Annotated in this window: 21 protein-coding genes; 19 read left to right on the plus strand and 2 right to left on the minus strand. The window is 40.2% G+C overall.

Annotation, left to right across the window (positions count from 1 at the left end; all coding sequences use genetic code 11):
* Positions 1–145 precede the first annotated feature (145 nt).
* The 9 genes from LXM54_RS01400 (at position 146) to lysA (ending at position 7,719) form a co-directional block, all read left to right on the plus strand.
* Positions 146–1,309 carry a D-alanyl-D-alanine carboxypeptidase family protein gene (locus tag LXM54_RS01400; RefSeq protein ID WP_233313284.1) on the plus strand — a complete coding sequence of 388 codons (1,164 nt, stop codon included), beginning with the start codon at positions 146–148 and terminating at the stop codon, positions 1,307–1,309.
* 125 nt (positions 1,310–1,434) lie between these two features.
* The gene (gene spoIIAA / locus LXM54_RS01405) at positions 1,435–1,785 is read left to right on the plus strand and encodes an anti-sigma F factor antagonist (RefSeq protein WP_233313286.1); all 351 of its coding nucleotides are present in this window, start codon (positions 1,435–1,437) and stop codon (positions 1,783–1,785) included.
* Positions 1,786–2,226 carry an anti-sigma F factor gene (spoIIAB, locus tag LXM54_RS01410; RefSeq protein ID WP_233313288.1) on the plus strand — a complete coding sequence of 147 codons (441 nt, stop codon included), beginning with the start codon at positions 1,786–1,788 and terminating at the stop codon, positions 2,224–2,226.
* 12 nt (positions 2,227–2,238) lie between these two features.
* Entirely contained in the window at positions 2,239–2,994 is a 756-nt protein-coding gene (sigF, locus tag LXM54_RS01415; RefSeq protein ID WP_233313290.1) for an RNA polymerase sporulation sigma factor SigF, read from the plus strand.
* Between the two features lie 118 nt (positions 2,995–3,112).
* Positions 3,113–3,733 (plus strand): stage V sporulation protein AA, encoded by a 621-nt coding sequence (locus LXM54_RS01420; protein WP_233313291.1) that lies wholly within the window; start codon positions 3,113–3,115, stop codon positions 3,731–3,733.
* Positions 3,723–4,142 carry a stage V sporulation protein AB gene (locus LXM54_RS01425; RefSeq protein WP_233313293.1) on the plus strand — a complete coding sequence of 140 codons (420 nt, stop codon included), beginning with the start codon at positions 3,723–3,725 and terminating at the stop codon, positions 4,140–4,142. The genes LXM54_RS01420 and LXM54_RS01425 overlap by 11 nt, the downstream gene beginning before the upstream one ends.
* A gap of 34 nt (positions 4,143–4,176) precedes the next feature.
* The gene (locus LXM54_RS01430) at positions 4,177–4,758 is read left to right on the plus strand and encodes a stage V sporulation protein AE (protein ID WP_233313295.1); all 582 of its coding nucleotides are present in this window, start codon (positions 4,177–4,179) and stop codon (positions 4,756–4,758) included.
* A complete protein-coding gene (locus tag LXM54_RS01435) occupies positions 4,739–6,211 on the plus strand; it encodes a spore germination protein (protein WP_282581399.1) in 1,473 nt (490 codons plus the stop codon). Before LXM54_RS01430 ends, LXM54_RS01435 begins: the two co-directional genes overlap by 20 nt.
* Positions 6,212–6,393: 182 nt before the next feature.
* Positions 6,394–7,719 (plus strand): diaminopimelate decarboxylase, encoded by a 1,326-nt coding sequence (lysA, locus tag LXM54_RS01440; RefSeq protein ID WP_233313303.1) that lies wholly within the window; start codon positions 6,394–6,396, stop codon positions 7,717–7,719.
* A gap of 38 nt (positions 7,720–7,757) precedes the next feature.
* Here lysA and LXM54_RS01445 read toward each other — a convergent pair whose 3' ends face one another.
* A complete protein-coding gene (locus LXM54_RS01445) occupies positions 7,758–8,624 on the minus strand; it encodes a DUF1002 domain-containing protein (RefSeq protein WP_233313305.1) in 867 nt (288 codons plus the stop codon).
* A 448-nt stretch (positions 8,625–9,072) separates the two neighbouring features.
* Here LXM54_RS01445 and LXM54_RS01450 point away from each other — a divergent pair, with 448 nt between their 5' ends.
* Complete coding sequence (locus LXM54_RS01450; protein ID WP_233313307.1) at positions 9,073–9,441, plus strand: GNAT family N-acetyltransferase; 369 nt, start codon at positions 9,073–9,075, stop codon at positions 9,439–9,441.
* 58 nt (positions 9,442–9,499) lie between these two features.
* On the opposite strand, the gene LXM54_RS01455 is transcribed toward LXM54_RS01450, so the two are convergent.
* Positions 9,500–10,024: a DUF309 domain-containing protein gene (locus LXM54_RS01455; protein WP_233313309.1), complete on the minus strand. Its 525-nt coding sequence runs from the start codon at positions 10,022–10,024 to the stop codon at positions 9,500–9,502.
* Between the two features lie 193 nt (positions 10,025–10,217).
* Here LXM54_RS01455 and LXM54_RS01460 point away from each other — a divergent pair, with 193 nt between their 5' ends.
* The 9 genes from LXM54_RS01460 to LXM54_RS01500 all read left to right on the plus strand — a co-directional run bounded on the left by LXM54_RS01460 (position 10,218) and on the right by LXM54_RS01500 (position 18,592).
* Complete coding sequence (locus tag LXM54_RS01460) at positions 10,218–10,973, plus strand: segregation/condensation protein A (protein ID WP_233313310.1); 756 nt, start codon at positions 10,218–10,220, stop codon at positions 10,971–10,973.
* Entirely contained in the window at positions 10,970–11,551 is a 582-nt protein-coding gene (gene scpB / locus LXM54_RS01465) for an SMC-Scp complex subunit ScpB (protein WP_282581398.1), read from the plus strand. Before LXM54_RS01460 ends, scpB begins: the two co-directional genes overlap by 4 nt.
* Positions 11,552–11,683: 132 nt before the next feature.
* Positions 11,684–12,577 (plus strand): superoxide dismutase, encoded by an 894-nt coding sequence (locus LXM54_RS01470; RefSeq protein WP_233313312.1) that lies wholly within the window; start codon positions 11,684–11,686, stop codon positions 12,575–12,577.
* Positions 12,578–12,731: 154 nt separating this feature from the next.
* Complete coding sequence (locus LXM54_RS01475) at positions 12,732–13,880, plus strand: D-alanyl-D-alanine carboxypeptidase family protein (protein ID WP_233313313.1); 1,149 nt, start codon at positions 12,732–12,734, stop codon at positions 13,878–13,880.
* Positions 13,873–14,460 (plus strand): nucleoside recognition domain-containing protein, encoded by a 588-nt coding sequence (locus LXM54_RS01480; RefSeq protein ID WP_233313314.1) that lies wholly within the window; start codon positions 13,873–13,875, stop codon positions 14,458–14,460. The genes LXM54_RS01475 and LXM54_RS01480 overlap by 8 nt, the downstream gene beginning before the upstream one ends.
* A 7-nt stretch (positions 14,461–14,467) precedes the next feature.
* The gene (locus LXM54_RS01485; protein WP_233313315.1) at positions 14,468–15,001 is read left to right on the plus strand and encodes a spore maturation protein; all 534 of its coding nucleotides are present in this window, start codon (positions 14,468–14,470) and stop codon (positions 14,999–15,001) included.
* A 157-nt stretch (positions 15,002–15,158) separates the two neighbouring features.
* A complete protein-coding gene (locus LXM54_RS01490; protein ID WP_233313316.1) occupies positions 15,159–15,887 on the plus strand; it encodes a pseudouridine synthase in 729 nt (242 codons plus the stop codon).
* A 225-nt stretch (positions 15,888–16,112) separates the two neighbouring features.
* On the plus strand, positions 16,113–16,829 hold the full coding sequence (locus LXM54_RS01495) for a response regulator transcription factor (RefSeq protein WP_233313317.1): 717 nt from the start codon (positions 16,113–16,115) through the stop codon (positions 16,827–16,829).
* Positions 16,826–18,592, plus strand: a complete 1,767-nt coding sequence (locus LXM54_RS01500; protein ID WP_233313318.1) for an ATP-binding protein — start codon at positions 16,826–16,828, stop codon at positions 18,590–18,592. The genes LXM54_RS01495 and LXM54_RS01500 overlap by 4 nt, the downstream gene beginning before the upstream one ends.
* The last annotated feature ends 70 nt before the right edge of the window (positions 18,593–18,662 follow it).

Consider the following 18,662-nt stretch of genomic DNA (forward strand, 5'->3'; position numbering starts at 1 on the left):
AAATAGCTTAAATGCATGATTGTGTCAAGGATACTCACTCCTCGTGCGCACAGTAGTCTTCCTAAGAAAAATATTTATAGCTGACTGTATAAAAAAAACATGATTGGAAAAAATGGGACAGTATATAGAATGGAGGGTCTTTGAGATGAAACGCATCGCAACAATCTTTTTAACCATGTTACTATTTGCATCTATGTTGGCACCAAGCACACTTGCTGCAGAGAAAAGTAGTGATTTGGTGGACAATGTTAAATCAGCTATTTTGATTGACAGAGACACTGGGACAGTACTATATGAGAAAAACAGCAATGAAGAGCTGCCGCCGGCAAGTATGACAAAAATAATGACTATGCTTTTAATCATGGAAGCACTCGATCAAGGTAAACTCAAAATAGACGAGAAAATCAGGACGAGTGAACATGCAGCTTCAATGGGCGGCTCCCAAATCTTCTTGGAGCCTGGAGAAGAAATGACAACAGAGGAAATGCTTAAAGGCATTGCAATCGGGTCTGGGAATGATGCAGCAGTGGCAGTAGCCGAAAGACTTGCTGGCTCAGAAGAAGCATTTGTAGAAATGATGAACAAAAAAGCGAGCAGTTTAGGATTGAAGAATACAGCATTCAAGAATGTCACAGGCCTCCCGGTCGATGAGCATTACAGCACAGCACATGATATGGCTATCATGGCGAAGGAATTATTGAAATATGAGGATATCACTAAATTTACAGGTACATATGAGGCGTACTTGCGAGAAGACTCTGACAAGAAGTTCTGGCTTGTAAATACTAATCGTCTTGTTAAGTTTTATCCTGGAGTAGACGGCTTGAAAACGGGATTCACGAAAGAAGCAAAATACTGCCTGACAGCAACTGCCCAAAAGAATGGAATGCGTGTGATTGCTGTTGTTTTTGGTGCGCCTACATCAAAAGAGCGGAATGCACAAGTAACAAAAATGCTTGATTATGCATTTAGCCAATACGAAACGCATCCAGTCTATAAGAGGAATGAGCTTATCGGCAAAGTAAATGTAAGCAAAGGGGACCAAAAACAGGCATCAGCCGTTACAAGCGAACCAATCTCTCTATTGACGAAAAAGGGAGAAAAGGTTGATGACGTAGAGAAAAAAATCGTCATGAACAAAAACTTAAAAGCCCCAATTGCAAAGGGTCAGGAAATCGGCAAGGTCCAATTTGTGAAAGATGGCAAGACAATCGTGGAAAGTCCGCTCGTATCGCAAACAGAAATTAAAGAAGCAGGCTGGTGGACACTGTTTAAACGAACTGCCGGTATGTTTACAAAAACGCAATAAGCTTGCTAAAACTGTCAGCATTCCTCTTTTTTTAGCGAATCAACACTAGTTTTGTCTTGCTTGAAGGAAATGCAGGATTAAAGGTAGAATTGACTCACTAACCTAAAAAGAGGAGGCTATGGATAGTGAGTCTTAATATTGAGCTGGAAACAAAAAACAATGTTCTTTGTATTCGTTTAGCAGGGGAATTAGATCATCACTACGCAGAAGAGCTGCGCACAAAAGCGACTGATGCGATAGAGAGCAGAAATATTCGCCATATTGTTTTAAACTTAGAGCATTTATCATTTATGGATAGTTCAGGCTTAGGAGTAATCTTAGGCAGATATAAACAAATAAAGCAGCTAGGCGGAGAAATGGTGATTTGCGCAATCTCCCCGAGTGTACAACGGTTGTTTGATATGTCTGGCATGTTTAAGATAATGAAGCTGGAAACAAATGAACAATTTGCACTTGAAAGATTGGGGGTTGCATAAATGAGAAATGAAATGCATTTGCAATTCAGCGCACAAAGCCAAAACGAATCCTTCGCAAGGGTAACTGTCGCTGCTTTTATTACACAGCTTGATCCAACGATGGATGAGTTGACAGAAATCAAAACAGTCGTATCAGAAGCGGTCACAAACTGTATTATTCATGGTTATGAAAATGACCCTGACGGGATTGTCTACATTTCAGTCATTATGGAAGATTCCTTTATCGATTTGACCATTCGTGATGATGGAAGAGGAATTATGGATGTAGAAGAAGCAAGACAGCCGTTATTTACGACAAAGCCTGAATTGGAAAGATCCGGAATGGGATTCACCATCATGGAAAATTTTATGGACGAAATTGAAGTGCATTCTAGCCCAGAAAATGGAACTGAGATCCGCCTGCGCAAGCATTTAATAAAGAGCAAAATGCTAAGCAATTAAGGAGAATCGCTTATGGATGTGGAGGTAAAAAAGGAGAAAGAAACGTATTTAAAAGACCATGAAGTGAAGGAGCTTATCAAAAGAAGCCAAGATGGCGATCAGTCAGCTAGAGACACAATAGTCCAGAAGAATATGCGACTTGTATGGTCAGTCGTGCAAAGGTTTTTGAACAGAGGCTACGATCCGGATGACTTATTTCAGATCGGTTGTATCGGATTGCTTAAATCAGTAGATAAATTTGATTTAAGCTATGATGTGAAGTTCTCGACCTATGCAGTCCCGATGATCATTGGCGAAATTCAGCGCTTTATCCGTGATGACGGAACCGTGAAAGTGAGCCGCTCCTTAAAGGAACTGAGCAATAAAATCAGGAAAGCAAAAGATGAACTCTCCAAGCAGTACGGCCGTACACCAACTGTTGGAGAGATTTCAGAGCATCTTGATATTCCGCCGGAAGATATTGTCTTAGCACAAGAGGCCGCCAGAACACCGTCCTCTATCCATGAGACAGTATATGAAAACGACGGCGATCCTATTACCCTTCTAGACCAGATAGATGATGGCAATGAGGGCAAATGGTTTGATAAAATCGCCCTGCAAGAGGCGATTAGGGAACTCGACGAAAGAGAAAGGCTGATTGTGTATTTGCGCTATTACAAAGATCAGACACAATCTGAAGTTGCAACCCGGCTTGGAATATCCCAAGTCCAAGTATCACGCCTTGAGAAAAAAATATTGCTGCAAATGAAAGAGCAGATGGATATTTAATATCCATCTGCTCTTTTTATATGGAAATATTACCAAAAAAATTATCATTATAAATTGCCCACATTAAGCAAATACTACCATCATCGTAAAAACATTAGATGATTGGATGTGTTGATGAATGGCTGAGACAGTCTATATTCGGATGAGAAATCGTATCGAAAAAAGATTGAATGAAGATGTGCTGCTGAAGGATTTAGCCCAAGTAATAGCTGCTGATAGCTTAATGGAACAATTGAATAATTTGGTAATCTATTCTATTTCAGAAAGTGACCGTAACATCATCATCATCGACAGCACAAGGGTAATTAAGGCAATACGCAGCTTCAATCTAAACTTGGAGATACAGATTATCGGTCCTGCACAAACCATCATTGAAGTCATCCTCAAAAAAAAAGAAGTGTCTATACCGCTGTTCCTTTTGGTTTGGCTGCTCCTTTTTATTGGCTCTGCCTTGACTATTATGAATTTTCATGAAGACGTCAGCATGCAGGCAGTCCACCAAAAGCTGTATAAAATCATTACAGGAAAAGAGGTAGAAAAGCCTCTCATCTTCCAAATTCCCTATAGTCTAGGTTTAGGCTTAGGAATGATCATTTTTTTCAACCATGTATTCAAAAAGCGTTTTAATGAGGAACCAAGCCCCCTGGAAGTAGAAGTTTTCTCTTATCAGCAAGCTTTGGACCAATATGTCATCATGCATGAAAATAAAGAAAGCATGAAAAAATTAGATGATCATTAAAATACTTGCTGTCCTTTTTATTGGGGGAGCTTGGGGAATAACAGTCGGAGCCGGTTATGTTGCTTTTTTAACCGTCTTTGGGATTATTCCGAGATTGACGCAGCTGACGAAAACAGGAAGCAAGATATATTCCTATGAATGGTCTGTCGTCTGCGGTGCAGTCTGCGGTACATTCGTCTTTTTGAGAGAACCAGCCTTCTCATTACCAGCCATTCTGTTAACAGTAATGGGTCTAGCCGGTGGAATCTATATAGGTATGATTGCTGCAGCACTTACAGAAGTATTAAATGTTTTTCCTCTTCTCGCAAAAAGGGTAAGCCTCGATGATCGGCTGCTCGTATTGATGATGGCACTTGTCTTTGGTAAAATCTTTGGCTCCTTATTTCACTGGATGTATTTTGCACCGTAGATTCTAGCAAAGTGTCAAAGAAAGGAATTTGCAGATGGGTACAAAAAGAAAAATTATTTTAATAACAGATGGAGACGAATATGCAAAACGAGCAGTTGAAATGGTGGCAAAAGAAGTGGGAGGCCGCTGCATTTCTACGTCATTTGGAAATCCCTCCACCCATAGTGGACCGGAGATTTTAAATCTCATAAAAAAAGCCAAAAATGATCCCGTATTAGTGATGTTTGATGATAGTGGCTATGTGGGTGAGGGGGCAGGCGAGACAGCTTTGAAATACATAGCAGCACACAAGGATGTGGAAGTGCTTGGGGTAATTGCTGTTGCAAGCAGAACGAGAAGAGAGGAATGGACAAGGATTGATGTGGCAATCGACCAAGATGGCAATCTGACTCCTTACGGTGTAGATAAGCTTGGCATTCCAGAGTATGAGATAGGAAGAATGAGCGGTGATACTGTCTACAGTCTCGATAGTCTCGACTTGCCTTTAGTTGTCGGCATCGGTGATATAGGCAAAATGGGCAAAAGAGATTCCTATGAAAAAGGTGCACCAATAACACGAATTGCAGTGGAATATATTTTAGAAAGAAGTGGATTTTATGAGCAAGGAAACACATGATATGGAGACTATTTTTAGAAGGCTCTGCGATGTAGAAAAGTACATGACCGACAGGGTAGGCTTAGGTGTCAGCTTTGACCTTGGAGTGAGAAAAATCAGTGTTCTCCATCATGAGGTAAATGTGTACTATGTGAACGGACTCGTTGACAGTGCCATCATTTCTCAGCTTTTAGAACAGCTATTATTTTTAAATGATGAAGAACGTGTACATCAATCCGATGACTTTTTTAAAATTATTGAAAACCAGCTTGTGCACCACCAAGTAAAGCCCCTGGAAAAAATGGATGAGCTTGTAGACCAAGTGCTGTCTGGTTTAGTTGTTGCAGTCATGGAAGGCTATGAAAAAGGTATTGCCATCGATGTAAGAAGCTATCCTGGCAGAACTCCGCAGGAACCGGATACAGAAAAGGTTATCCGCGGTTCTCGTGATGGTTTTGTCGAGAATATTATCGTAAATACGGCAATTACAAGAAGACGAATACGTGATGAGCGGCTCCGTTTTGAGATTATGAAGGTCGGAGAACGGTCAAAAACTGATGTGGCAATTGGTTATATTAAAGATATTGCTGATCCAGATCTAGTTGCAATCATTAAAAAGGAGCTAGAGCAAATAAATGTTGATGGCATCTCGATGGCAGACAAGACAATTGAGGAGTTTTTGCTAAAGCAAGGTTACAATCCATATCCTCTAGTCCGCTACACAGAAAGAGCAGATGTCACAGCCAATCATTTGCTAGAAGGCCATGTTGTCATATATGTCGATACATCACCGAGTGTTATTATTACACCTGCTACGTTCTTTCATCATTTGCAGCATGCTGAGGAATATCGACAAGCTCCAATGGTCGGCACATTTGTGCGCTGGGTTCGCTTTTTAGGTGTTATCGCTTCCTTGTTTTTCTTGCCATTGTGGTTCCTTGTTACACTTGAGCCGTCTTTGCTGCCGGAAAACCTGGCCTTTATCGGACCGACAGAGCGTACCCACTTGCCGATTATTGTTCAGTTATTTATTGCTGACTTCGGTTTAGAATTCTTAAGGATTGCAGCCATTCATACACCGACACCGCTGTCGACCGCTATGGGCTTAATTGCGGCCGTTATGATTGGGCAAATCGCCATTGATGTTGGTTTGTTTGTACCAGAAGTTATTCTTTATGTGTCAGTGGCAGCAATCGGGAATTTTGCGACTCCAAGTTATGAATTAGGGATTGCCAATAAGCTCGTACGCTTTGTTCTCTTAATATTAGTCGCTATATTCCATACTCCAGGTTTTGTTGTCGGCTGTACTTTGTATGTTCTGTTTTTAGCAAGCTTGCGCACATTGAATGTTCCATATCTATGGCCTTTCATTCCGTTTTATCCAAAGGCGCTACTTAATATTCTTATCAGAAGAACAGTTCCTAGTAGTAAATTAAGACCAAGCCATGCACATGCTCAAGACCGTAATAAATAGAAATATCCAATAAAAAGAGGATTGAGAAATGGGTTTATTTATGATACATTTGTTTAATCAAGTAGGCTGTTAAATAATTGGACATAAAAAGGCAGACAGTTCGAAAGGGGAACTGTCTGCTTGTTTCTTATTTTTTCATCTTAGCCTTTCATATCAATCTTAGGGAGAATCGAGGGGGATATATGCATTATTATGGAACTTCCAGTGTGAACGAAGCTGGCCATTTGGAAATTGGCGGTGTTGACACAGTGAAAATAGTCGAAGAATTCGGAACACCAGTATATGTATATGATGTTGCACTTATCAGAGAACGAGCAAGAGGATTTAAGGATACATTCGCTAAACGGGGTATTCCGGCACAGGTTGCTTATGCAAGCAAAGCATTTTCAACAATTGCAATGGTACAGCTTGCCAATGAGGAAGGGCTGTCCCTTGACGTAGTATCCGGCGGTGAGCTTTATACGGCAATTACAGCTGGTTTCCCGATGGAAAGAATCCATTTCCACGGCAATAACAAAAGCAGAGAAGAACTGCTGATGGCAATTGAGCATAAAATCGGCTGTATTGTAGTTGACAACTTTTATGAGCTTGCCTTATTGCAGGAGCTGTGTGAACAGAACCACAGCAAGATGCCGATTCTGCTTCGCGTAACACCTGGGATTGAAGCACATACACATGACTATATCCTTACAGGACAAGAGGATTCTAAATTTGGCTTTGGACTGCAAAATGGACAAGCAGAGGAAGCGATCCTTAAAGCGATGGAATCTGAAAATCTTGAGCTGTTAGGGCTGCATTGTCATATCGGCTCTCAAATTTTTGAGACAACAGGCTTTGTGCTTGCTGCAAAAAAGATTATTGGTCAGCTTTATAAATGGAAACAGGCTTTCGGCTTTGAATCTAAAGTTTTAAACCTTGGCGGGGGCTTCGGTATCAGATATACAAACGAAGACCAACCGATCCAGCCTTCAGAATATGTGGAAGAGATTATTACTGAAGTGGAGAAAAATATGAATCAATTTGGCATGAGCATGCCGGAAATTTGGATTGAGCCAGGCAGATCACTAGTTGGGGATGCAGGCACAACTCTATATAAGATTGGTTCGAGAAAAGAAGTTCCAGAAGTGCGCCAATACTTAGCGATTGATGGAGGAATGACAGATAACATCCGTCCGGCATTGTATGATGCGAAATATGAGGCTGTTTTGGCAAATAAACCTTTGGTTGAAGCAGAAGAAACGGTGTCCATCGCTGGCAAATGCTGTGAATCAGGAGATATGCTAATTTGGGATCTACCACTGCCCAAAGCAGGAGAACAAGATATTTTAGCAGTGTTCTGCACAGGTGCATATGGTTATTCTATGGCTAATAACTATAACCGAATTCCAAGACCTCCAGTCGTTTTTGTGGAAAACAAGGAAGCGGTTCTTGTTGTAAAAAGAGAGACGTATGAGGACATAGTTCGTCTGGATTTACCTTTGAAAGAGAAGGCGTCTGTAAATAAATAAGAAAAAGGAAGTGCATTTGCACTTCCTTTTTTTTTCTATTAAGAGAAGAATGATTTTATCGCATCAACGAGACTTGCAAAAAATTCTTTTACTTTTGCAAGAAAACCTTGACCTTCTTCACTTTCAATAAATGCATTAAATTTATCTTTTGCATCTTGCAGCTGATCTCCAACCTGATTCCAGTTGATATCCAGCTCTTTAAGCTTATTGAAGAAATCCATCAATGTTTGCTTTTGAGTATCGCTTAACGAAATATTAAGCTCGCTTGCTGCATCATTGATGATTTTTTCCAGTTCAGCATCTGTCGACGGTTTATTTTCCGCGATTTTTTCTTTGATTTTTGCCATTAGTGCAGATGCTTTATCTGTTCCTATTTCTTCACCGAGGTTAGCGGTCTGCACCATCTCTTCATTGGCAGCCTGTTTAACATCCTCTGGAATTTCTGTATCTGTTGATACTTCATATGCTTTAATAAGACCTGTAAGTGCTGCTGTCCCCGAAACCTCAATTGGAGCTGTAACATAAATGTCAGCATCCTTTACACCTGCAGTTATTAACGCATTAATATACATTTCATCTGTTACCCAGTTTATATTTTTAGTTGTCACTTCTATTCCGCTTCCTGCATCATTGATGGTAATAGCGGAGGAAGAGATGGCTCTTGTGCCAATCAATGCCTTGGAAATATAGCTTCCTAGATATTGATGTTCTTCTTTATTAGAGACTGTAATGATTTGTGCATCATCAGGCGCTTTCATTTCCGTCAGAAGCAGTTTCTTCTGCTCTTCTGTCAAGTTTTCACCTAAAGTGATAATCATATCCCCTGGCGCTGCATCTGCTAATGCGTGCAATGGCAGCAGGAGCAAAAGTGAAAAGACAAGCACAGCCCATTTTTTTCTAATCATCTGTGTTTCCTCCTAAATATGTTCTATGCATATAGACGTACAGGCAAATCAAAAAGTTTCCTTCTACCCACATATTGTGTAAAGAACGGGATTTGCACTTGCTATTATAATCGATAATAAGGCTAATAAAAATAGTAGCTGAATGAATTGTTTTAGCATACTATTATAATGAGAAGATGATATATGGATTACTTGCAAACAGTAGGGATTTTGACGCAGTTACTGTAATGATGCTTTCTTCTTATAATATTTTCATTGAAGATTAATCATAATTTATGTATGATAGTATTTATAACAGGTTTCGCCAAAGTCAGATAATTTATGCTCTTATGGCGGATTTTAATACTAGTGCCGGTTTCTTCATATTTAAAATAGAATATTGTTTGGAAACAATCCATTATGGGAAAACTTACAGGTAAATATGCTTTAATAATAATGAGGGATACAAATGATTATTCGTTATAAAAAATCTTTTGAGAAAATTGCGATGGGCCTGCTTTCTTTTATGCCTGCCGAAAAGGATTTAAAAGTGCTACAGCAAACGATAAAGCAATACGAAGCTAACGAGAATTGGCAGCTTTTTTTATGGAAGGAAGAAGAGGATATTATCGGGCTTATAGGAATCAGCTTTGAAGATGCGGACAGAATCAGCATCCAGCATATATCCGTAAACCCTTCGTACAGACATCAAGGTGTCGGTAAATCGATGGTGCAAGCAATTAAGTCATTATATACCAACAAAAAAATCGAAGCGAACGAATTGACTGTAGGCTTTCTTTCTAAATGCATGAATATGGAGGAAAATCTTAATTCGTAATAAAAATAAATCCCTGACCGGATTCCTTACAGGTAAGCGGTCAGGGATTTTTTGCTACCTATTTCTTCCTGCGTTCCTTACGCTCTGCAATGGCAGCATTTCTTTCTAAGATGACCTCGCTTCTATCTCGTGTCAGATGACGATGAACAATTGCTTCAGCAGGTATTAAACTTGATTTCCACTCCATTCCATGCGATAGACACCATTTCACGCATTGCTCTTCTAAAAAAGCATCGTTAATAGGCAGGACTAACGGTTTAAAGGGAAGCTGGTTATTGATATTATGCAATCTTTCTTCCAATCTCGCCAGCAATATATGCTCATCCAGTCCATAGTCTGACCATATCCAGTTTCCATGCTTAAACATGATAATGGCTTTTTCTAATGTTTTGCGTGCGCCAGTGAAATTTCCGCGACGATGGTGATAACATGATACTGCCATTAAAATAAAGCTGACCCAAATCGATTCTTTATTGCCTGGATCCACCTCTTTCCAATATTCCTCTAATATTTCATGGCACTCAAAGAAATCTTGATCTCCATGAAAATGTGCCAAATACTCAATATATTCATCTGGATACACCACTATTTTCTCCTTCCCGACAAAAAGTATCTTTTGCTATTATACTTCCTTTACAAGCAGATAGAAAAGTCAGTTACCCTATATGCTTTTGAAGATGGTATAATTTATTATTGGATAACTTTATGGAATCATCTATACTTATACTAGCATAAGGAATATGGATGTTATTTTATTAGGATTTTGGTGAGATATAATGCAATATAATGTGAAGATTGACAGTTTTGAAGGTCCTTTGGACTTGCTGCTGCATTTAATAAATAAATTAGAAATTGATATATATGATATAAATGTCGCGGAAATAACGGAACAATACTTAGAATATATCCATGCAATGTCAGAGCTGCAGCTTGATATTGCAAGTGAATTTTTAGTGATGGCAGCGACACTTCTCGCAATTAAAAGCAAGATGCTGCTTCCTAAATACGATGAAGAGCTTCTTGATGATGACCTTATGTATGAGCCGGAAGAAGATTCAAGAGAAGACTTAATCGAAAGACTGGTAGAATATCGTAAATTTAAAGAAGCAGCGGATGATCTTAAGGAGATGGAGCAGGAGAGAGGGTTGATTTTCACGAAGCCTCCGAGCGATTTATCTGACTTTACCCAAGATGCAGATCAAAATGCTAAAAGCGATTTGGACGTGTCTTTATACGATATGCTGGCTGCGTTCCAAAAGCTGATGCGCAGGAAAAAGCTGCAGGCGCCCCTATCGACAAAAATAACAAGACAGGAAATTCCAATAGAGAGCAGGATGGAGGAAATTCTTGTTTTCATTAAAAGCAGAAGAAGAACTCATTTTGAAGAGCTTTTTCCTGTCCATGATAAAACCCATATAGTTGTGACCTTTCTTGCTCTGTTGGAGCTAATGAAGCGCCAGGCGTTATTTGTGGAACAAGAGCATAACTTTGCAGATATATTTGTGGTTGGAAAGGAAGAGGAAAGATTTTGATGGTTACAAATTGGAAAGGTATTATTGAAAGTTTATTATTCGCAGCTGGAGATGAAGGCTTGACACTTAAGCAGCTGGCCCATGTCCTGAATGTGGAGCAATTCGAGGCGGAGCAGGTAACAAGAGAGCTGATGGAGGATTATCGTAAAGATGAAAATAGAGGTATTTCCATTGTGGAAATAGCCGGGACCTTTCAGCTTGCCACGAAAAAAGAGCATTCAGTCTATTTAAAAAAGCTTGTTGAATCCCCGCATGCTTCTACATTATCACAGGCTGCACTTGAAACCCTTGCCATTATTGCTTACAGGCAGCCGATTACAAGAGCAGAAATTGAAGAAATCCGCGGTGTGAAAACAGAAAGGCCTCTTCATACCCTTTCTGCAAAAGCGCTAATAAAAGAGGTCGGCAGAGCAGAAGGTGCAGGCAGGGCAATCTTATACGGAACGACAAAGGAATTTTTAGATCATTTTGGTTTAAAGGACTTAAAGGAACTTCCTGAATTAGCAGAAAAAGAGGAAGATTATAAGCAGGAAGAGGCAGATTTGTTCTTCGAATCATTCCAGCAATTGGATGACTAAAACAAAAAGAGGCAGGATGAAAGCAACGCATTCATCCTGCTTCTTTTTTTCGGTTATTTAAACATGTTCCCCCCATTCTGCACATATTCTGTAAAGAATGACTTTAGATAGAAAAGGGGTTATCTGAGATCAATGAGCAGCTACAATGAATATGTAAAAGATGTGTTAGTCTGGAACAGAGAATTGAAGGACTTTTTAGAAACAGAGAATGTCCAAAGAAGCGCAGAAATTTGGAAAAGCCTTGATAAGTTTACATCCTTAATGGAAACGGTCCAACGCAAACCGATTGATACAGAGGAACTGATTAAAATCCAGCATAAAGCGGAAGAGCTTCAGGACGAAATGGAAGGTTACTTTAAGCAGAGACAGCAGGTTGGAACGATTTTCATCAATGAACCATCAGTAAAGGCAGGAGGCCACAAGCTGCCGCCGCTGCCGTATGCTTATAATGCATTGGAGCCCTTTATAGAGGAAGAAATTATGAGGCTTCACCATACAAAACATCATCAATCCTATGTGGATGGACTAAATAAAGCAGAAACAATGCTGGCACAAGCAAGAAAAGATCGAAAGTTTGACCTTGTGAAGCATTGGTCGAGAGAGCTAGCCTTCCACGGATCTGGTCATTATTTGCATACGATCTTTTGGAATAATATGAGTCCAAACGGCGGAGGAGAGCCTAAAGGGATGCTTCTTGAGTCAATAAAGGATTATTTCGGCAGCTTTGACGCTTTTAAGCACCACTTTACAGAAGCAGCCAAGGCGGTGGAAGGGGTAGGCTGGGCAATCCTAGTCTGGTCACCTCGGGCGCGCCATTTGGAAATTCTCCAATCAGAAAGGCATATGCTGTTGACTCAATGGGATACAATTCCCTTGTTGGCATTGGATGTTTGGGAGCATGCCTATTACTTACAGTACAAAAATAAACGTGCTGATTATATCAGTAATTGGTGGAAAATCGTTAACTGGAAAGATGTTGAAGAGAGGTTTGCGAAGGCAAGTGATTTGAAATGGAGGCCGTTTTAATTTTTTATTGAGCATGCAGGCGAACAGCAATGGTTCGTCTGTTTTTTTGATTTTAAAAAGAGAGCCTAAGTCTAAAGTTTTTACCAATTTGTCATAAGCCCGCTTGTCCTGCATAAATATGTACAAACCATATAAGGAGACGAGGTAGTGTTATATGAAACCATATAAGATATTACTCCTATCTTGCATCACGGCATTTCTGTTGCTGACTATCCCGCAAAATGCCAATGCGCAAATATATGTCAGTGCTAGCAGCGCCATTTTGATGGAGCAGGAATCAGGACGAGTCATTTATGAAAAGGATGCACATACCCAAAGAAGGATTGCCAGCATAACAAAAATTATGACAGCCATTCTTGCGATTGAGTCGGGAAAAATGAATGATATGGTGAAAATTAGCGAGAATGCAGTTAGATCTGAGGGATCTTCGATTTACTTGAAGGCCGGCGAAAAAATCTCTCTAGAAGATTTGGTGTACGGGCTGATGCTTCGATCTGGGAATGATGCAGCTACTGCTATTGCGGAGCATGTCGGCGGAAGTTTGGACGGATTTGTTTACTTAATGAATCAAAAAGCACAAGAGCTGGGCATGAAGGACACACATTTCGCTAATCCTCATGGGCTGGATGATCATGAGGATCATTATTCATCTGCCTATGACATGGCGTTACTAACAAAGTATGCGATGGATAATGAGCAATACAAAAAAATAGCAGGAACAAAAAATTACCGTTCAGAAAATCCTGATGGAGAATGGGACCGGGTTTGGAAGAACAAAAACAAGCTGCTGACTGGTCTTTATGAGTACACCACAGGCGGAAAAACAGGTTATACAAAAAGAGCGAAAAGAACCCTTGTCTCCACAGCGGAAAAAGATGGAGTCGAGCTGATTGCAGTCACTTTAAACGATCCTGATGATTGGGATGATCATATAAACATGTATGAGACTGCATTTAAGAATTATCAAATGGCATTAGTGCTGGAAAAAGGCAAAGTTAAGACAAAGGACTCCTTCTATAAAAACAAGCTGTATATTAAAGAGGATTTAGTGTATCCGATTACGGAAGCGGAGAAGGATGAGTTAAAAATCCAATTTAAGCTTTCAAAAGTCCAAGCAGATTGGAAAAAGAAGGAGCAGAGTGTTCCTGACATAGTCGGCAATGCAGAGATCTATTTAGAAGGCAAGCTGGTAGAAACTGCTCCCGTTTATTTTGAACATGCAAAAGTAAAAGAAAAGAAGAGCTTCTTTGACCATTTTAAAAGTATGTTTCTGGCAGTTATGGGAGTAGATAAGGATGGTTAATATCATTTGGGTGCTCCTGACTGTGATTGGAATAGTTTTTGCCATCTTTAATGGGACAATCGATGAAGTCAACAAGGCAATCTTTTCAGGTGCAAAAGAAGCAGTTACGATATGTATCGGATTAATCAGTGTGCTAGTCTTTTGGCTTGGCATGATGAAGATTGCGGAACAAGCAGGCCTCTTAAAAAAACTTACAAATCTGTTCAGACCCTTAGTATCCAAGCTGTTTCCAGAGGTGCCGAAGGACCATCCGGCCATGGGATATATTCTTTCCAACATGATGGCCAATATCTTCGGTTTGGGAAATGCTGCGACTCCCCTTGGAATAAAAGCAATGGAGGAGCTGAAGCGGTTAAACGGAGGCAAGACGAGTGCAAGCAACAGCATGATAACCTTTTTGGCATTAAATACCTCCAGCATAACGCTTATTCCAACAACGGTTATCGCCATTCGCATCAACTACGATTCAGCTTCACCGACTGATATAGTTGGACCGACCTTAATTGCGACGATTTTCTCCGCAATTAGTGGGATTTTAATTGATCGATATTTTTACTATCGAAGAATGAGAAAAGGATGAATTCATAATGGAAATTATTTCACTGTTGTCAGTTTGGATGATTCCTTCTTTAATTTGCTTTATTCTCGTTTATGGAACATACAAGCGTGTACCAACATATGAAAGTTTTGTAGAAGGAGGGAAAGAGGGCATTTCAATGGCCTTTTCCATTATCCCTTTTTTAGTGGGCATGCTTGTGGCAATCTCGGTATTTCGTGCATCAGGGGCATTGGAATATTTTATGGGATTTCTAAAGCCGGCATTAGACTTTTTTGGAGTGCCATCAGAGGTTGCTCCGCTTGCGTTTATTCGCCCTATTTCTGGCAATGCAGCACTTGGTATGACAAGTGACCTGATTGCCACCTATGGTCCGGACTCCTATATCGGCCGGCTTGCGGCTACTATTCAAGGCAGTACTGATACGACCTTTTATGTGCTAACTGTGTATTTTGGCGCTGTCGGCATCAAAAAGATGGGTGATGCACTTAAAGTAGGGCTGCTTGCAGACCTTGTCGGGTTTGTAGCAGCGATTGTTGTTGTGACATTAATGTTTGGTAAGTGATGCTCCGATTCGTTCGGAGTTTTTTTTATTTCAGTGTTTTTACAGACTTTCCTTTGAAAATGGGCAAACTTATGTCATAATTCAAAAGATGACAAAAAATATGGCTGTTTGAAAAGTAAGCTATTGCTGTTGATGAATTTAATGAGGTGAAACATAAATGGAAAGACTGCAAAAGGTAATTGCCCATGCTGGGATTGCATCGAGAAGGAAAGCAGAAGAATTAATTCTGGATGGAAGAGTTACTGTTAACGGTAAAGTCGTAAAAGAATTAGGTGTAAAAGTTGGACCTTCTGACAAGGTTGAAGTGAACGGTGTTCCGATTGAAAGGGAGGAGCCTGTATACTTCTTGCTGTACAAACCTCGCGGCGTGATTTCGAGTGTGAATGATGATAAAGGCAGAAAAGTCGTAACAGATTTCTTTTCTGAAGTAATATCATCAAGAATCTATCCGGTCGGACGTCTTGATTATGATACATCTGGACTTATTTTGCTCACAAATGATGGAGAATTCGCCAACTTGATGATGCACCCTAAAGGGGAAATAGAGAAGGTATATGTCGCAAAGATTAAAGGCATTCCGATGCGAGAGAAAATCAAGCTACTGGAAAAAGGCGTTATGCTTGAAGACGGTAAGACAGCACCAGCAAAAGCTAAGGTTCTGTCTGTGGATAAGAAAAAAGGAACGTCTATCGTTGAGTTGAAAATTCATGAAGGCAAAAACCGCCAAGTCCGCAGAATGTTCGAAGCGATTGGCACACCTGTGTTAAAGCTGAAAAGGGAACGATACTCCTTTTTGAATTTGAGTGGCTTGAGCCCTGGTGATGCACGTGAATTAACAGCACATGAAGTAAAACTTCTTCGCACGGAAGCGAATAAGAAAAAATAAGCTTGTTAAAAATTCATAAAACGTTCACAGAACAAGGTGCATGATTACAATATCTGCAACATTAAAATGCTATAATGATTATAAGTTTTTTACGGAAATCCCATTGATATTTAACAAGTCTTTGGGATTTTGTTGTTTATAAGATGGGCAAAAAAGGAAACATGCAAAAAAGTGTTTAGCGTGCTTCCATTATTATCATAGAAGCGTTGTAAGGAGGATTACCAAATGGAGAAGGAAATAAAAATTCTTGTCGTGGATGATGAGGACAGAATCAGAAGGCTGCTGAAAATGTATTTAGAACGAGAGGACTTTCTTGTTGAGGAAGCATCAGACGGGCAAACCGCTTTAAATAAAGCTCTTTCCAGCGATTATGATATTATTTTGCTCGATTTGATGATGCCAGGCAAGGACGGAATGGAAGTTTGCAAGGAGCTGAGGGAGAAAAAAGCGACACCTGTTATTATGCTTACTGCCAAAGGAGAAGAAATTAACAGGGTGCAAGGATTTGAAGCAGGTACAGATGATTATATTGTTAAGCCCTTCAGCCCGCGGGAAGTAGTGTTGAGAGTCAAAGCTTTATTAAGAAGATCTGCTCCAGCTGGATTTGTACAAAGTGAAAGCAGTGCAAAGGACTTAATTGTGTTTCCTTACTTAACAATTGACAATGATGCGCACCGTGTTCTTGCAAATGGCAGAGAAGTCAGTCTCACGCCAAAGGAATATGAATTGCTGTTATTTCTTGCTAAATCACCAGACAAAGTATATGACAGGGAGCTGCTGCTGAGAGAAGTGTGGCATTATGACTTTTTTGGCGATTTACGCACAGTCGATACACATGTTAAACGTTTGAGAGAAAAACTGAATAAAGTATCAGAGGACGCTGCTCGGATGATTGTTACAGTTTGGGGAGTAGGCTACAAGTTCGAGGTCAGCAATGGATGATGTTTTGGAGAAGTGTTGTATTTAAGCTTTGGAGTACCTTTTTACTGCTGATTTCAGTCGTATTGATTATATTGACTGTTATGCTCCTTGAGTATTTTGAGCAGTATCATATGGAGTTGACAAAAAAAGAGCTGACAAGCAATGCTGCCAAGGCGTCAAGCATTCTTGAGCAACATCCGGATATCGGCATGGATATCGTGTGGGAGCTGGTGGATGAATCTGCCGCTGCGGCGATTGAATTAGATGGTAAGACTTCGATATCTCCGGACAGTGAATTTACGCAGGATTCAATGGAAACGGCCCTATCAAGCAAACAGCTTAAACAAGTGAACGTTAACGGCAAGGAGACTATGCAAACAATTAAACTTGCAAGCGAAGGAACAAATGAGAATGTTGAAGTGACAGCAAGCGGTGTTCCTATACTTCAGGGAGATAAACCGATTGGTGCAGTCTATGTTTTTCAAAATCTGTCTGTTCTTAATGATACAAAAAACTCAACAACGAAGTTTATTGTGTTAGCTGCTGTTGTCGCCATTATTTTAACAACAATATTTGCTTTCTTTTTGCTTACTAGAATTACAGCCCCTCTCCGCAAGATGAGAGAGGCTGCAATGGAGCTGGCAAGAGGGAATTTCGAGACCACTGTTCCAATATGGTCTCAAGATGAAATAGGGGAGCTGTCTGTAGCATTTAATCAAATGGCAAAACGGCTGAACTTTAACATAAATGCCTTAAGCCAAGAAAAAGAACAGCTCGGTAATATACTGAGCGGCATGGCAGACGGTGTGCTTACGTTTAATAAAAACGGAAGTTTGCTTATAACAAATCCTCCGGCAGAAAGATTCCTGCAATATTGGCATTATGAACAAGGCAGCAGTGAGCCGCTGCAAGAGCAAGTGCCTGCAGAAGTGAAAGAACTGTTTCAGCTTGCCATCGGCACGGGAGAAGAGCAAATTGCCGAGATGAAGCTTTCGCATAGAGCATGGGTGATTATTGTAAGTCCCCTCTATAATAGGGAACAGATAAGAGGAGCTATTGCAGTTATTAGGGATATGACCGAAGAGCGGAAGCTGGACAAGCTGCGCAACGATTTTATTGCTAACGTATCTCACGAATTGCGCACACCGATCAGTATGCTGCAAGGCTATAGTGAAGCCATTGTAGATAATATTGCACAATCTGAGGAAGAAAAGCAGGAAATGGCCAAAATCATTTATGACGAATCTCTTCGCATGGGCCGCCTTGTCAATGAGCTCCTTGATTTAGCAAGGATGGAAGCGGGACATCTTGAGCTATTCCTAGATGAAGTGGAAATGACTTCCTTCTTTCATCGGGTTGCACGGAAGTTTAATGCAATCGCAAAAGAAAAAAATATTGAAATAACGATGGATATCCAAGAGGATATGACGCCATTTGTGATGGATGTTGATAAAATCGAGCAGGTGGTCACAAATATTATCGACAATTGCATCAGGCATACGAAAGACAATGGTACTGTGAAAATCAATGCAAAATCAGATAATGTCGGCATTTACTTGGAAATAGAAGATAACGGTGCCGGGATAAAAGAAGAGGATTTGCCATATATTTTTGAGCGCTTTTACAAGGCGGATAAGGCAAGGACGAGAGGCAGCGCGGGCACAGGACTGGGGCTTGCCATTGCCAAAAATATCGTGGAGGCTCATAATGGCCATATATCTGTCACAAGCAAGTATGGTCATGGAACGACATTTTTTATCTTTTTGCCCCGAAATGTTGAATAAATTTAGAGATGTTGCCGATTCTTCTTGATTCACAAGAAACAATTTAACATAATAGAACATAAGGAAGGAT

It is taken from the genome of Bacillus sp. Au-Bac7, assembly GCF_021341655.1.
GTDB lineage: Bacteria > Bacillota > Bacilli > Bacillales > Cytobacillaceae > Niallia.

Bases quoted from the DNA above. Each gene is read 5' to 3' on its own strand.
- LXM54_RS01420 (WP_233313291.1), top strand. From the start codon at position 3,113: ATGGCTGAGACAGTCTATATTCGGATGAGAAATCGTATCGAAAAAAGA.
- LXM54_RS01425 (WP_233313293.1), top strand. From the start codon at position 3,723: ATGATCATTAAAATACTTGCTGTCCTTTTTATTGGGGGAGCTTGGGGA.
- sigF (WP_233313290.1), top strand. From the start codon at position 2,239: ATGGATGTGGAGGTAAAAAAGGAGAAAGAAACGTATTTAAAAGACCAT.
- LXM54_RS01460 (WP_233313310.1), top strand. From the start codon at position 10,218: ATGCAATATAATGTGAAGATTGACAGTTTTGAAGGTCCTTTGGACTTG.
- LXM54_RS01475 (WP_233313313.1), top strand. From the start codon at position 12,732: ATGAAACCATATAAGATATTACTCCTATCTTGCATCACGGCATTTCTG.
- LXM54_RS01485 (WP_233313315.1), top strand. From the start codon at position 14,468: ATGGAAATTATTTCACTGTTGTCAGTTTGGATGATTCCTTCTTTAATT.
- LXM54_RS01450 (WP_233313307.1), top strand. From the start codon at position 9,073: ATGATTATTCGTTATAAAAAATCTTTTGAGAAAATTGCGATGGGCCTG.
- spoIIAB (WP_233313288.1), top strand. From the start codon at position 1,786: ATGAGAAATGAAATGCATTTGCAATTCAGCGCACAAAGCCAAAACGAA.
- LXM54_RS01480 (WP_233313314.1), top strand. From the start codon at position 13,873: ATGGTTAATATCATTTGGGTGCTCCTGACTGTGATTGGAATAGTTTTT.
- lysA (WP_233313303.1), top strand. From the start codon at position 6,394: ATGCATTATTATGGAACTTCCAGTGTGAACGAAGCTGGCCATTTGGAA.
- LXM54_RS01495 (WP_233313317.1), top strand. From the start codon at position 16,113: ATGGAGAAGGAAATAAAAATTCTTGTCGTGGATGATGAGGACAGAATC.
- LXM54_RS01500 (WP_233313318.1), top strand. From the start codon at position 16,826: ATGATGTTTTGGAGAAGTGTTGTATTTAAGCTTTGGAGTACCTTTTTA.
- LXM54_RS01490 (WP_233313316.1), top strand. From the start codon at position 15,159: ATGGAAAGACTGCAAAAGGTAATTGCCCATGCTGGGATTGCATCGAGA.
- LXM54_RS01430 (WP_233313295.1), top strand. From the start codon at position 4,177: ATGGGTACAAAAAGAAAAATTATTTTAATAACAGATGGAGACGAATAT.
- LXM54_RS01435 (WP_282581399.1), top strand. From the start codon at position 4,739: ATGAGCAAGGAAACACATGATATGGAGACTATTTTTAGAAGGCTCTGC.
- LXM54_RS01470 (WP_233313312.1), top strand. From the start codon at position 11,684: ATGAGCAGCTACAATGAATATGTAAAAGATGTGTTAGTCTGGAACAGA.
- LXM54_RS01445 (WP_233313305.1), bottom strand. From the start codon at position 8,624: ATGATTAGAAAAAAATGGGCTGTGCTTGTCTTTTCACTTTTGCTCCTG.
- LXM54_RS01400 (WP_233313284.1), top strand. From the start codon at position 146: ATGAAACGCATCGCAACAATCTTTTTAACCATGTTACTATTTGCATCT.